This window comes from Kiloniella sp. (assembly GCF_048259265.1).
Classification (GTDB): Bacteria; Pseudomonadota; Alphaproteobacteria; order Kiloniellales; family Kiloniellaceae; genus Kiloniella.
In genome coordinates this window covers 39,550-53,739 of sequence record NZ_JBLXHT010000001.1, presented here as the reverse complement: position 1 = coordinate 53,739, position 14,190 = coordinate 39,550, and the positions used below count along the sequence as shown (strand labels likewise).

The following is a 14,190-nucleotide window of genomic DNA, read 5'->3' as shown; positions in this document are numbered from 1 at the left end:
CATCATTGTTCCGTTTTTTGTTATGACTTCTTCAATCTAATATATTGCGCTCGTGAAATACCGACCGCATTGAAGGCACTATTTTTTACGGCGCTTTTTACCCATACTCTTTTTAAGCGCCTTACCACGTCCAGATAAGCTGGGGTTCGTCATAAAGAAGTTATGCGCACTGAAACCAACCCCGGCAGGCTCTACTCGTTTAAAAGTTGTATCCGCCTGCATAATCCAGCTCTGGGCTTCATCTTGTAGATTGGCAAACATTACCTGATCCAATACCTGACGCTTTACCGTATCATTTTCGATCGGCACCATCACCTCGACCCGACGATCCAAGTTTCGCGGCATTAAATCTGCCGAGGATATATACACTTTGGCATCTGGTGATGGCAGATCGTGACCATTCCCAAAACAAAAAATACGACTATGTTCCAAGAAGCGTCCGATGACACTGCGTACCTGTATATTTTCTGACAAGCCTGCGATACCCGCCTTCAAACAGCAAATACCCCGGGCCACAATTTCAATTTGTACTCCGGCGTTACTGGCCACATAAAGCGCATCAATAATATCTGTATCAACAAGACTGTTAACCTTGATCCAGATCGCTGCGGGTTTTCCTTCATTGGCGTGTTTTATTTCAGCTGCAATCTCTTTTTTTATCCTCTGGCGCAAGGTATTTGGGGCATATTCCAGCTTCTCCATCTCCTTTGGTGCGGCCGATCCTGTCGTAAAATTAAAAAGACAGGCCGCATCCCGTGCCAGCTCTTCATTACAGGTAAAAAAGCTGAGATCAGTATAGATTTTTGCATTAATCGGGTGGTAGTTGCCCGTTCCAAAATGAACATAGGTTTTCATCCCATCCCCATCACGTCGCACAACCATCGACAACTTGGAATGGGTTTTCAGATCAACAAAGCCGTAAACCACTTGAACACCTGCACGTTCCAGGTCACGAGCCCAACGAATATTGGCTGCCTCGTCAAACCGTGCCTTCAATTCAACCAGCGCGGTAACAGACTTTCCCGCTTCTGCAGCATCAATTAATGCCCGAACAATCGGTGACTGATTTGATGTGCGGTAAAGTGTTTGTTTGATGGCAACAACCTTTGGATCACGCGCAGCCTGTTTCACAAACTGCACCACAACATCAAAACTTTCATAGGGATGGTGAACAATAAAATCTTTTGCCCGGATCGCAGCAAAACAATCCCCCCCAAAATCCTTGATTCGTTCCGGAAAGCGGGGTGTATAGCTTTCAAATAACAATTCATGCCGTGAAGAAACGATCATCTGAGACACATCAGAAATACCCAACATACCCGGCAAAACAAAAACATCATTCTCATTGACAACGTGATGCTTTGTGACAAATGCACGCAAGCTTTCCGGCATTGAAGCATCAACCTGAAGTCTGATCACAGAACCACGACGCCGACGGCGTAACATGGTTTCAAACGTTCGAACCAAGTCTTCCGCTTCCTCGTCGACCTCAACATCAGAATCCCGCAAGATACGGAAAAGACCATTCCCCAAAAGCTCAAAACCCGGGAATAAGGTATCCATAAACATTCGGATAACATTCTCCAAGGCAATGAAACGATCTTGCATACCTGGTAACTTAACAAACCGTTGGATATTGTGAGGAATAGGCACAAGACCGTTAATCAGGTGGTTATCTTGTTGCCTAGAAAGCTCTAGGGCCAGAACCAGTCCCCTATTGGGAATAAAAGGAAACGGGTGGGCAGGATCAACCGCCAAAGGTGTCAGCGCGGGGAAAACCTGGGTCTGAAACCATGACGTCAGCCATTCTTTTTCATCCCCCTTCAACTCATCTGGATTTAAAAGGAAAAGGTTCTTGGATCTAAGCTTTGTAAATACATCTTCTAGCGCAACCTGCTGTTGTTGCATCAAGCGTCCGGCTTGGATAGAAATTTTCTGTAATTGTTCAGCAGGCGTCAAACCGTCCTGACTAAGCTTGGTAACACCCGCAGCAACCTGCCCCATCAACCCCGCCACACGAACCATATAAAATTCGTCAAGATTACTTGCAGAAATCGATGCAAAGCGTAAGCGCTCTAATAGCGGATGTTCCGGATTACTCGCTTCTTCCAGCACTCTAAAATTGAACGCTAGCCACGACAGTTCACGATTAATGAAACGCTTAGGTGATTTTGTAGTCAGCCAATCACAACCGGGATGATCAGTGTTCGTTTCACAGTCTTCGGGGGTCGCATCCGGAAGGTCAACAGCCAGATCATCCATCGTAAATTCCTAACCTTTTACACAATCAGATTGATTGCCTTAACAAGGCCAGGTTTCAGTTTCATGTCAGATTAAGCAAAGGAATCTGACATTATATTTTTAAGACCCATTCGACAGACGAATCACCATTAAATTAATTTAAATGCGACGAATAAAAGAGTTAGAGACAACGTAATTTTAATAATAACATCAGATGTACGATCACTTAATTTAATGAGTATTTTTTTCCCATAAATAATTGAGACCACCATTATAGGTATTAAATATAATACAGGTAACAATATTTCCGTTGTGACCTGATCGGTTTCTAAGCGAATAAACGTTGAAACAGTCCCCAACATGACGCTAAGAGCAGACGTTGTGCCGTGCATTTGTTGCAGTGACAGATTATTTGATAAGAAATATATCTTTCTTAAAGAACCACCGCCCCCCAAACCGACACCCTGCATAAAACCTGACATTAAGCTTGTTATTATAGAACCGCTATGAGTCTTTTCGACACTGCCACTACTTTTAAATAAGGCTGGAAACAATTTTTTTGATGCAAAGAATAATGTCATCAAAAACATCAACACATACAAAAACATTTCAGAGAACAAGCCAACAACATATGTACCGATAATTGCCGCAACAATTGAAACTGGAAGCATTTCAATCACATATTTCAGCATAATATCATTACGAAAGATTATGGCTTTGATGCCACTATTAATCATGAAGAAGAACACGGTGACACTAATCGCCGTATGGGGGTCAACGATCAGGGACAATAAGGGATTAAGAACTATCCCGCCCGAGATCGGAACAATCACCAAAAAGAACGATGATATTCCAACTAATAAATAAACAAAGAGAACCATCTTAATTAATCACATTAAAAAGGATACGCCTGTTCAATCAAAGAAAAAACCCCGCTCAAATAGCGGGATTTTACAACGATATTAAATACTTAAGCCTAGATACATTTATTTCTGCACCCAGGAACCGTCTTCTGCCTGGAACCAGGTTCCACTTGGGGCTTTACTCATAATCTGCTTGGCATAAACCATGCCGACCTGTTTGACACTAACACCTTCTTTGTTTGCGCGCTCTTGATAGATCTGCGTGCGTTTTGCATTTGTCGCAGACACAAAATCAGATGCGGAGCCATCACGCGCAACAGCCATACCATCATACCGTTCACCGACAGCCCCCGAACTGCGCAAACTATCAAGATCAGCAGCCCAAGCTGCTGGAATGACGGATGCAAACGCAAAAGCCAGAAACAGAACTCTCAACATTTTCATGCTATTCAAAACCATTGTTTCAGTTTCCTCCACCGGCAATCTAGAAGAGATTTGGATTATTATTGATGTCATCTTTCGCCTGATCTTCCAGACGAACACGTACTTCAGCATCCAACTTGATATTAAGGTTGATCGTAATCGGCTCTCTCGGTGCCTCGACCTTAACAGTTGGCGTACAAGCCTGAAGCCCTATTACAACCGCGGTAACAAGAACAAGCTGCTTGTTTATATTTTCATTCAGAAGGCCACCCAAGGCGTTATCCTCTGCCATTAAACATTAAATCTTCCCAACAATAGTCACTGAAATAAGGCAAGGGAAAGGCATTTTTAACCCTCTTTGCAAATTCGGCATCATTTCAAATAGCCTTACGACCTACTTATTAAGCAACCCAGAGACCAAACCCCTCGAAATTTTTTGCCCCTGTAAAAGAACAGCAAGCAAAGGCTCAACCTTTGTTTCAAGATTGATATTCAATTGGAAAGGATGCCCGTCGAGAACATCTTTATTTGCACCACTAATGCCAAGGCTCACCTGAGCGGCGGAATTGATAGGCTTATTAATATCCAGCGTGAGCTTAGTGTATTCAAAGTTGTGCAAAGCCTTCACCAATAGTTCAACCTGTTCGCCGCCGGCGGCCAAAGCATCCGCAATTAATTGGGAACGTATTTGTAATACACCTGGCCCTTCTGTTGCCAAGGCTCCCTTTTCAATAATAATTTGCTCTCCCTCAAATTTAATTGGGATTTCGCCTGTTAACTGCCCCGTACCACTAAGATCTTCGCGCCCAATTAATGTAAAAAGTTCTTTTAAGTCCAACTTATTAACCTGCAACCGTATTGATTTTTGATCTGCAAGAACCGGAATTTTTTGAGGAACAAAACCAAGATGACCACCAGCAATCATTAACTCGGCAGTCCGAAGATCAACGATAAAATCATCTACTTCAGGCACAACACCAAACACCAGTTCAATATCCGAGATTGGAACCCCGGCATCAAAAGAAGCAATCTCAAGCTTCTGCCCAGGCGGTAAAACGGGTTCTGTTATACCCTGAAAGAAAAACCGTCCAACTAAATCTTTAAAAGGAAGTTCGTTAATTTCTGCATCAGATAGATCCACATTCAAATACCCCTGCCCCTCAGGGACACCTTTTTTGATCACCACCTCAACACCGCCAGAAACCGAACCATCACGAACCTTCAGATCAGATAAGTGGGGGGTAAAAAATTTCGGCTGCATACCATATTCATCAAATGAAATCAGTGGGATAACGATATCAATGTTTCCATTAAGAGAGATTAAATCCAGATTGCCTTCAAGATTTAACAATTGCGTTCCCTCAAGAAGTTTTACATCAGCAGATAAAGCCGTCTTTGCTAGGGAACCTGATGTCTTACTCTTAACGAACAATGCGGGTAAACCAAGTTCAGAATCTTCCTGTTTGATGTTCGCTTCTGATCGGCTATCAAGGATAAGTTCCTGAACATCAAAGTCATTCGCAGGTTGGAAAAATGGCGTAGAGACATCATTACGAACGGAGCTGATCTTTAGCTTTTGATCTGGTAATTTAATTTCAGATATCGTTGTCCCGATATGCCACTTGCCCCCCGCACTTCCTAGAATCTTAGTCAAAAAATTAGAAACAACGATATCTTTGTTTTCTTTGATCAGATTGAGCTTAAGAGCTTTAAGGTGTAAGTCACCGGAGGCTTTCCTGAGTTCCACAACATTTTCTGTTTCATCTGAAAGAATTTGGAATTCACTCTCGATGTTTGATAAATAGACAACCTCTTTGGCCTGAGTTTGGATAACGTCCGGAACTTCGAACTTTACAAGCTCAAATTGCCCTCCATCTGCTGTAAAGATCAACTTACTCTTATCTAAGCCAAAACTCCCTTGTGCTGCCCCTTGCACCACCTTGATCAGATAATCAGCCTGTCCTTCAGATTGAGTATTATCAACTTCTCCTGTTTTGACTTGCCAATCACCTCGCCAACTCTCAGTGGTATCTTGTGATACAGTCGCGGCTAATGACCCATCAGATATTTTATATCCGGCAAGCTCTAATCCTTTGCCCCTGACATCAAGAACCGCGTTATCAAGTCGTACTTGATCATACCCTTGGCCGACACTCCCCGTTACCTGCGACAAAGACGTGACCTCAACAGGTGTTTCTCCGCGGAGTGCCACACCTATTTTACCTGCGACAGGTCGTTCATCATTCAAAATAAAGATGAGTTCAGTTTCAGCAGGATCGATTTCCCCCGACAAAGACGAGCCGAACATTTTTTTTATTGCAGAGGGCGTGATTTCATCTGTAGACAAATTTGCTACATTAAATTGCCCGACATCTCTGAGGTGAATTTTGGTCTCCGGGCCTTTTTGGATAAGCTTCAACGGCACCTTTCCATTAAATTCAGCCCCTGAAACCAGCCGACCTTCACCCCAAACATCTGACGTCAAATCAACCGTTGCCTGACCCAAATTTAGCAACAGCGGATTAATTGCTTCACGCCACTTTGAAGATTGGTTCTCCCCCACGTCAATCTGTCCGACACCATCCAGATTAACCGTCATCCGAGTATCTTCAACCTCAGGCGGCAAAAAAGCTTTTGGTATATTACCCGTTATATCCCCAAAAACATTCCAGTTCAGGCCGGGATCATCCAGAAAGAAAGAGGCGGCGCCTTCGCCTGAAACACCGATTTTCTGCCACTTAACATCCCAGTCTATTTGCAAATCAGAACTAGAAAAGATCGCCCCTAGATAAAATTCTTCCGGTTCATAGTCAGCCAGATATCCGCCTTCGAAGCTTATCCATCCTTGAACATCATCTTCCGAATGTCCCATAACTTCGACAGCAAAGGGTAACTGTGCCACCCCAAGTTCAGTCGTAATTTGAAGTCGACTGTTATTGATTTTAAGCGCAGGCTTAAAGGGGAGTATCGGCAGGGAAGATTGAGATTCTCCTTGCTCGTCACCCGCGAACAAACTGTCTAAAGATCCTAAAACAGGCTGTTGTCCTGTCACATCAAGCGACAGGAATAAACGATCCAAGTCAACAGCCAGCTCGCCACCTTGCCACAAATCAGTCAGATCGTAGGATAAAACAAGACGGTCAAGGATAACCTCGTTCTCAATTCCGACAACCACATTCTGTATAATCACTTCACGATGAGATACTTCAGAAACCTCGGCAGAAAAGCCGGGTAATGCCAAATTGTCTGCAACTTGATCTAATAGATACTGAGCAAGTGGGAGGCGATAATAGATTGCGGAACCAATGATCAAAAGCATCACTGCCCCAAACCACAAGAGCCTGCGCCCCCACGTTCTCAATCTATTTTTTCCTGTATTCATGCGATCAGATTAACACAGGAGGCACGGGAAGAAAGTTTCTATTCATTTGCACGCTAGAATCGTGAACAATAATGATAAAATCGAAATCATCCATATAAACAAATACTTAATTAGGAACACGTTACAGTCAATCAATATTGTATATTGTACTCTACCGCCAAAAGACACACCTAAATAAACAGACATATAACTAGATTACGAATATTGCAGGAGCAAGTGAGGCTATGGCAAAGAGGATCAAGGTTGTTATTAATGCAATCAAGGATCAAGCCCTCAATATCAAAACCTATGAACTCGTCAGCCCTGATGGCGAGCCACTTCCCCCCTTTAATCCCGGAGCACATATTGATTTTTTCCTGCCCGACAATGTGATCAGACAATATTCTTTGTCGAACTCTGCGCGAGAAAGGAACAAATATATCGTTGGCATTCAAAAAGAAGAACAGGGTCGTGGGGGATCACGTTTGATCCATGATAATTTTAAAGTTGGTGATGAAATTGAGATCTCTGCACCCCGTAATCACTTTCCACTGGATGAAACAGCACAGCGTTACAAACTTATCGCGGGCGGGATTGGGATCACTCCGATCATGTCCATGGCACGCCGTTTGAAAGCCATCGGTAAACCTTTTCAGCTCTATTACGCCTGTCGCGATGAACAACGCGCAGCTTTTATCGACGAGCTGAGATCCACAGAACTATCGAAACATGTGGTGCTTTCTTATGATGATGTACACGGCCCCCTCAATACACGAGCTCTGTTCGGGCGCCCCGAACCAAATGTACAAATATATTGCTGCGGTCCAACAGGATTGATGGATGCTGTAAAATCAGCCACCTGTTCCTGGCCAGAGGAAAGCGTTAGGTTTGAACATTTCTCGGTGAGTGAAGACACTGGCCCTAAAGACGATGATGGCAGTTTTGAAGTCATCATCCAAAGCACGGGACGTGTCTTAAAAGTTCCCGTAGATAAAAGCATCCTGAGTGTTCTGGAAGAAAACGGTATATTTATTGATCATGCTTGTTGCGAAGGTATCTGCGGCACCTGTGAAACCGGCCTTATCGATGGCGAAGCGGACCATCGCGATATGATATTAACCGAGGCAGAAAAACAGAAAAATCAACACATCATGGTGTGTTGCTCCAGAGCAAAAACACCAACGTTGACCCTAGACCTTTGATATCTTTTTGTTAATACAATGCTGTAAAGAAAGATCTTTTTTCCTTAAGTAAAATCACGAGGTAGCATCAAACGTTTTTCTGACTTATCATGTTTGCAGTTTAATCTTTTACCCACTCTTTACCTTTTTTGGGGGAATTTATGACCTATTTAAAACTTGTTCTTGCGGCTCTTTTCATTACAGGCTTGAGCGCCTGCTCACCAGAAGTTGGCAGCACGGAATGGTGTGATGCGCTGAAAGAAAAACCAAAAGGCGATTGGTCCGCGAATGAAGCAACTGATTTCGCGAAACACTGTATTCTCTAAGACACTTTAATTTTTCAAAGGTATGCCTATGAGTGAGGGGTTGGATAAAGAGCTTCAGGAATTTGTCTCTGTCTCAGAAAGCTTTTCCACACCAGGAACAAGTGACCTGCAAGATATCAGAGCCGGCTATAATCTGATGTGTCAGCATTATAATACCCCTCACCCCAATAACCTTAGGGTTTTGGAAGGCGCTGTCGAAGGCCCGGAAGGTGACATCCCTATCCGGGTTTATCGGCCCATTGAAGCGATCTCCACCGACACGGTTAATGAAGCGGTTCCATATGCGACTGAAAAACACCCAACTCTCTTGTATTTTCATGGGGGCGGTTGGGTTCTCGGCGATCTGGATAGCCACGATGCCATTACGGCTGATCTTGCCAGCCAGACAAAAGTACAAGTTATCGCCGTCGATTACCGCCTGGCCCCTGAGCATGTCTATCCAGCAGCTTTAGATGATTGCTGGGCCGTCTATCAGGCCATCACGGAAAATCCGGAAATTTTTGGCGCGGATAGTGATTGCTTAATCATCGGGGGAGATTCAGCTGGCGCTTCGCTGGCTGCGAGCGTTGCACTAAGAGCACGAGATATAAACCTTCTTGGCTTCAATTCCCCGTCTCTCAAAGGTCAGTTGCTGATTTATCCGGCTCTGACAAGTGAAAACCTACCTTCACGCACCACGCAGGCACAAGCGCCTCTGTTCAGCACGCCTGATTTAGATAACTTCATCGATTATTATCTCGGACACAAAGCTACCGAAGAAGACAAGCAAGATTTTAAAATATTTCCGGCTCAGGCTGACGATTTTTCAAAGCTTCCCGCCGCTTTCATCAGTGCAGCAGCGCTTGACCCCTTGGCAGATGATGGACCAGATTACACAGATAAATTAAAAGCCGCTGGCGTTCAGGTAAAGTCCATTATCGAACCCGGTTTAATGCATGGTTGGCTACGTGCCCGCAACAGCAGCCCAAGGGCAGCTGAAGCCTTTGCCAGAATAGTGCAGGCCCTTAAAGATCTATCTACATAAGCACTTAGATGTCTTTTTTACGCACCAGTGTCATTCCATCCGAAAAGGGAAGCGTGACCATTTCCACACGCTTGTCTTTGACCACAATTTCATTCAATCGACGAATGGCATCTGTAATCGGCTCTTGCACCGATGGCTTGGCAACGTTCCCATACCAAAGAACATTATCAATCACCAGTAAACCATTCGGCTTCAAAATCTTGAGGCAAGCCTCGTAATATTCCGGATATCGTTCTTTATCTGCATCAAGAAAAATAAGGTCAAATTCAAGTCCCTTATCCTGTAATCTGCTGACTTCAGCCAAGGCATCACACAGACGAAGTTCGATTTTGTCTTCGACACCAGCCTCGAGCCAAAAAGCCTCGGCAATGTCGGTGAATTTCTTTTGATTATCCAGCCCAAGCAGCACACCGTCATCAGGTAATGCCTTGGCCATACACAGACTGCTATAGCCGGTGAAAACACCAATTTCTAGAACGGATCGCGCCTTTAGCATCTTCACCAGAAAGAACAGGAACTGTCCTTGCTCGGGGCACACCTGCATATGACCGAATCTCATTTGCAGGGTTTCCGCTCTCAACCGGGCCAAAAGGGAATCTTCGCGCCCGCCAAAGCTTATGAGATATTCCTGCAACTCATCCGTAATAGAAACATGACGGGAATTCATAAAAAAAATCCATTGTTTTCAAATATTCACGACACCTTTTACCATAGTAACGACCTATTTCGACAAGCATAAATTATAGTGTCGCAAACGTAGATCTGTCTGTCGCTTTTCAAGGCGACCACGGATCATGGTTTCATAAAATCAACTTTAGAAATAAATTTAATAATGACAACTCCTCCAGGTGTTTCATGAAATTAATACTTTGTTTTCATGAAAATAATTGGGAAGTCGGTCCGCGCAAACTTACGTACCACAGCGCAAAACCGACGCTGCCCCCGCAACGGTAGGAGAGGAATAGAGATCACAAGCTATCCACTGGATAAACTCTGGGAAGGATGTGATTTCCGCCATCTTAGATGGCCCTCTCGAGCCCGGAAACCAGCCTGAGGCAAGTCTAAAAGTCGCGGTGGGCGATTGGAACGACCTGTTGATCTCTAAGCAGTGTAAAAGCATGCCAGAGACAATACTGTTCCCTTCCTCATCGCACGTCAGAATTTATCGCTCAGAAAATAATATCTGAGATAAACGCTTGTTGTTGGATAGGACCGAGAGATGACTGTATCAGCCCACGACATAATGTTTGATCTGCTTCGCAGTAAAAAACAAAATTATAGCCTGCCGCGAGAGTTCTATAACGACCCGGAATTCTTTCAACTTGATATGAAACATGTGTTTGGGAAATCATGGGTTTTTGCTGGCCTTGTTTGCGACATTCCGAAGTCAGGAAATTTCTTCACCCTGTCAATCGGTGATGATCCCTTGGTTATTGTCAGGGACGATAACAACGAAATTCACGCAATATACAACACTTGTCGCCATCGCGGATCCAAAGTCTGTCTGGAAGAAAAAGGCCATACCGCAAAGCTGGTCTGTCCCTATCACCAATGGACCTACAATCTTGATGGTAACCTGTTGTTTGCAGGCAACATGGGCGAAGGTTTCAACCCCGCAGACTTCCCCCTTAGGAAAGCAAATATCGGCATTGTAGGCGGCATGATTTTTGTCTGCCTTGACGAAAATCCACCCGCTTTTGATCACTTTAAAGAAGCCGTTGAACCATTCTTAAGGCCGCACGCATTGGACAAAGCCAAAGTTGCGCATGAAGTCACCATCAATGAAAAAGCAAACTGGAAGTTGGTGATCGAAAACAACCGCGAATGTTATCATTGCAACGGTTCACATCCTGAGCTTCTGAATTCACTTCTTGAATTCGACAATACCGATGACCCCCGTGCGACCCCGGAATTCAAAGCACTGGTCGCAAAAAAATCCAGCGACTGGGATTCTTTGGGTATCGCCCACGAAAGCACTCCCCACAATCTGGAATACCGCGCTGTGCGCATGCCACTTGCAGAGGGAATTCATTCCATGACCATGGATGGTTCTGTCGCCTGTCAAAAGCTTATGGGTGATTTTACCGATCCGGATATGGGGTCCATGCGCCTGCTGCACCTGCCCAATACTTGGAATCATTTCATGGGGGATCATTCAATCGTCTTTCGCGTAATGCCTGTTGGCCCACAAGAGACATTGGTGACAACCAAATGGATTGTCCACGAAGATGCCGTCGAAGGTGTGGATTACGATCTTGAGAAAATGACCAAAGTTTGGAACGCCACCAATCATCAGGACAGAGAGTTGGCCGAAAATAATCAACTGGGCATCAACTCAAAAGCTTACCAACCCGGTCCCTATGCAGAGAGTGCCGAGTTTGGGGTAATCAATTTCATCAACTGGTATAGCGCCCACATGCTCGGCAAATTGTTTGATCCCGCCAAGCTCAAGCTAGCTGCCAGCGAATAAACATCACTTTTCAAACTGAAGAGGGCGCAACAACTGCGCTCTCTGAGAATCAATAAAGCCCATTAAGGGCAACTATAATTGGGGAAATCTAAAATGGCTGACATGGCTGTTAAGCAGGCTATCAGAGATTTGAACACAACGACGCCGTGGGATAGCCACTCGCAAATGCTAGAGTGCGTGATGATTCTTCAAGATACCCATGACGTCAAAACCTTTTGCTTTCAAACCACGGACAACAGCTGGTTCCGCTACCTGCCGGGACAATTCATCACCATCGAGCTGGAAATTGACGGCAAGCCTGTTCTACGGACTTACACCCTGTCTTCCAGTCCTTCGCGTCCCCTGTCAATATCCATTACGGTCAAAGCAAACAAAGACGGCTATGCCTCTCAATGGCTACATGATAATTTGAAAGAAGGCGACAAAATCAAGGCCCATGGTCCTGCTGGTCTCTTTACCCTGCATAACCATCTGGCTGATAAATACCTGTTTATTTCCGGGGGCGCAGGTATTACCCCTACCCTGTCTATGACTCGCTGGCTTTTTGACCAAGGCACCCATACAGACGTACATTTTATTCACTGCGCCCGGACGCCTTCAGACATTATTGCACGGCGTGAGCTGGAAAGTATGAGCGCGCGCGTCAGTGACATCAAGGTTGCATATGCCTGTGAAGAGCCTGATCCATACGGAGCCTGGACCGGATATACCGGACGCCTCAATCAATTGATGCTGGAATTGATTTCCCCTGATTATCAGGACCGAGAAATTTTTTGCTGCGGACCAGGCCCTTTTATGCAGGCCGTCCGTGATATTCTCAACACAGCTGGCTTCAACATGGATCAATACCATGAAGAGAGCTTTGAGGCACCAATCACCGATGAAGAAGACCGTCCTGATCATGATGACGTTATTATTGACGACGATGCAAAATCATCTGTCAGCTTCCAAAGATCTAAAAAAGATACTCGGGTTCAAGAGTCCGATACCATCCTGACCGCGGCCAAGAAAACAGGACTTCACATTCCAAGCGCTTGTCAGTTTGGTGTTTGCGGGACCTGCAAAGTCAAGAAAGTCTCTGGTGAAGTTCACATGATGCACAACGGTGGTATTACACAAGAACAGATCGACGACGGTTACGTTCTTGCGTGTTGCTCGAACCCATTGGGAGATGTCGTTATCGACTTCTAACTAAGCACACGGTTTGTGCAGAGGTGATCCCAAACAAGACCACCTCTGCACAACAAAGATGTAAGTCAACAAACTCCTTTTGTGATCAACATTCACAATTTTTCCCAAATTTTCCTGTCGTCTCTTTAAATTTCTGACGCTATTGTAGTCATCAATTAATAGAAAACAGGGATAGAGATCATGAAATTACTGCGTTACGGCCCTATTGATCAGGAAAAACCGGGCTTATTGGACCTACAAGGTAACATCCGTGATCTTTCCGGAATCATTGATGATATAAATGGTAAAAATCTTAACTCCCAAGCTATTTCAAAAATACAGGAACTGGATAGCAACTCTCTGCCTTTAGTAGAGGGCACACCACGAATAGGCCCTTGTGTTGCCAACGTGGGGAAAGTCATTTGTATTGGCTTGAACTATCATGACCATGCCAAGGAAGTCGGAGCAAAACCAACGCCAGAGCCACGTATTTTTATGAAAGCAAGCTCTTCAATTTCCGGCCCCTATGACAATGTTGAAATCCCTAGGGGGTCTGGAAAGACAGACTGGGAAGTCGAACTTGGCGTCATCATCGGTAAAAAAGCAAAATACATCGAAATTGATCAAGCAATGGATCATATCGCTGGCTATTGCCTCGCCAACGATGTGTCAGAGCGCGATTTTCAAATGCATCGATCCGGACAATGGGTAAAGGGTAAAAGCCATGACACCTTTTGCCCTCTTGGCCCATGGCTGGTCACGCCAGATGAAATTGGTGATCCACACCAACTCCCAATTTGGCTAGAAGTTGATGGCACACGTCATCAAAACAGCTCTACAAGCAATCTTGTCCATCGCATCCCGGAAACAATTTCTCATCTCAGCCATTTCATGACGCTTCTACCCGGCGATGTTATTTTGACAGGAACACCCTCTGGCGTAGGCATGGGGATAAAGCCAGCCCCGCTTTTCCTTAAACCAGGCATGACCATGGAACTTGGTATAGAGGGACTTGGGACACAAAAACAACGCACTATATTAGCTTAAACCTCGTCATAAAAACATCTTTCCCATATCACGTGGTTTCCTACACACAAGAAAAGAGTGTTAATTGAGATTTTGTGTTTCAGT

The 14,190-nt window shown here is 44.6% G+C and carries 12 protein-coding genes and 1 riboswitch; of the genes, 6 read left to right on the top strand and 6 right to left on the bottom strand.

The window, feature by feature from the left end; all coding sequences use genetic code 11:
- Positions 1 to 78 precede the first annotated feature (78 nt).
- The 5 genes from ACN0QW_RS00265 to ACN0QW_RS00245 all read right to left on the bottom strand — a co-directional run bounded on the left by ACN0QW_RS00265 (position 79) and on the right by ACN0QW_RS00245 (position 6,846).
- A complete protein-coding gene (locus tag ACN0QW_RS00265; RefSeq protein WP_417427723.1) occupies positions 79 to 2,262 on the bottom strand; it encodes an RNA degradosome polyphosphate kinase in 2,184 nt (727 codons plus the stop codon).
- A 128-nt stretch (positions 2,263 to 2,390) separates the two neighbouring features.
- Complete coding sequence (locus ACN0QW_RS00260) at positions 2,391 to 3,122, bottom strand: TSUP family transporter (protein ID WP_417427721.1); 732 nt, start codon at positions 3,120 to 3,122, stop codon at positions 2,391 to 2,393.
- A 105-nt stretch (positions 3,123 to 3,227) separates the two neighbouring features.
- A complete protein-coding gene (locus tag ACN0QW_RS00255) occupies positions 3,228 to 3,563 on the bottom strand; it encodes a YdbL family protein (RefSeq protein WP_417427719.1) in 336 nt (111 codons plus the stop codon).
- Between the two features lie 25 nt (positions 3,564 to 3,588).
- A complete protein-coding gene (locus ACN0QW_RS00250; protein ID WP_417427717.1) occupies positions 3,589 to 3,819 on the bottom strand; it encodes a YnbE family lipoprotein in 231 nt (76 codons plus the stop codon).
- 102 nt (positions 3,820 to 3,921) lie between these two features.
- The gene (locus ACN0QW_RS00245) at positions 3,922 to 6,846 is read right to left on the bottom strand and encodes an intermembrane phospholipid transport protein YdbH family protein (protein WP_417427715.1); all 2,925 of its coding nucleotides are present in this window, start codon (positions 6,844 to 6,846) and stop codon (positions 3,922 to 3,924) included.
- Positions 6,847 to 7,133: 287 nt separating this feature from the next.
- Here ACN0QW_RS00245 and ACN0QW_RS00240 point away from each other — a divergent pair, with 287 nt between their 5' ends.
- The 3 genes from ACN0QW_RS00240 (at position 7,134) to ACN0QW_RS00230 (ending at position 9,419) form a co-directional block, all read left to right on the top strand.
- The gene (locus tag ACN0QW_RS00240; protein WP_417427713.1) at positions 7,134 to 8,090 is read left to right on the top strand and encodes a PDR/VanB family oxidoreductase; all 957 of its coding nucleotides are present in this window, start codon (positions 7,134 to 7,136) and stop codon (positions 8,088 to 8,090) included.
- Positions 8,091 to 8,230: 140 nt separating this feature from the next.
- Positions 8,231 to 8,395: a DUF3012 domain-containing protein gene (locus ACN0QW_RS00235; protein WP_082130294.1), complete on the top strand. Its 165-nt coding sequence runs from the start codon at positions 8,231 to 8,233 to the stop codon at positions 8,393 to 8,395.
- Positions 8,396 to 8,423: 28 nt separating this feature from the next.
- Positions 8,424 to 9,419, top strand: coding sequence for an alpha/beta hydrolase (locus ACN0QW_RS00230; RefSeq protein ID WP_417427710.1), 996 nt, complete (start codon positions 8,424 to 8,426; stop codon positions 9,417 to 9,419).
- A gap of 4 nt (positions 9,420 to 9,423) precedes the next feature.
- On the opposite strand, the gene ACN0QW_RS00225 is transcribed toward ACN0QW_RS00230, so the two are convergent.
- A complete protein-coding gene (locus tag ACN0QW_RS00225) occupies positions 9,424 to 10,086 on the bottom strand; it encodes an O-methyltransferase (protein WP_417427708.1) in 663 nt (220 codons plus the stop codon).
- A 162-nt stretch (positions 10,087 to 10,248) separates the two neighbouring features.
- A riboswitch (cobalamin riboswitch) is annotated at positions 10,249 to 10,488 on the top strand.
- Positions 10,489 to 10,638: 150 nt separating this feature from the next.
- Here ACN0QW_RS00225 and ACN0QW_RS00220 point away from each other — a divergent pair.
- From ACN0QW_RS00220 to ACN0QW_RS00210, 3 genes are all read left to right on the top strand, one after another.
- Entirely contained in the window at positions 10,639 to 11,889 is a 1,251-nt protein-coding gene (locus ACN0QW_RS00220) for an aromatic ring-hydroxylating oxygenase subunit alpha (protein WP_417427706.1), read from the top strand.
- 93 nt (positions 11,890 to 11,982) lie between these two features.
- A complete protein-coding gene (locus ACN0QW_RS00215; RefSeq protein ID WP_417427704.1) occupies positions 11,983 to 13,080 on the top strand; it encodes an FAD-binding oxidoreductase in 1,098 nt (365 codons plus the stop codon).
- Positions 13,081 to 13,260: 180 nt separating this feature from the next.
- Complete coding sequence (locus ACN0QW_RS00210) at positions 13,261 to 14,106, top strand: fumarylacetoacetate hydrolase family protein (protein ID WP_417427702.1); 846 nt, start codon at positions 13,261 to 13,263, stop codon at positions 14,104 to 14,106.
- Positions 14,107 to 14,190: the final 84 nt, after the last annotated feature.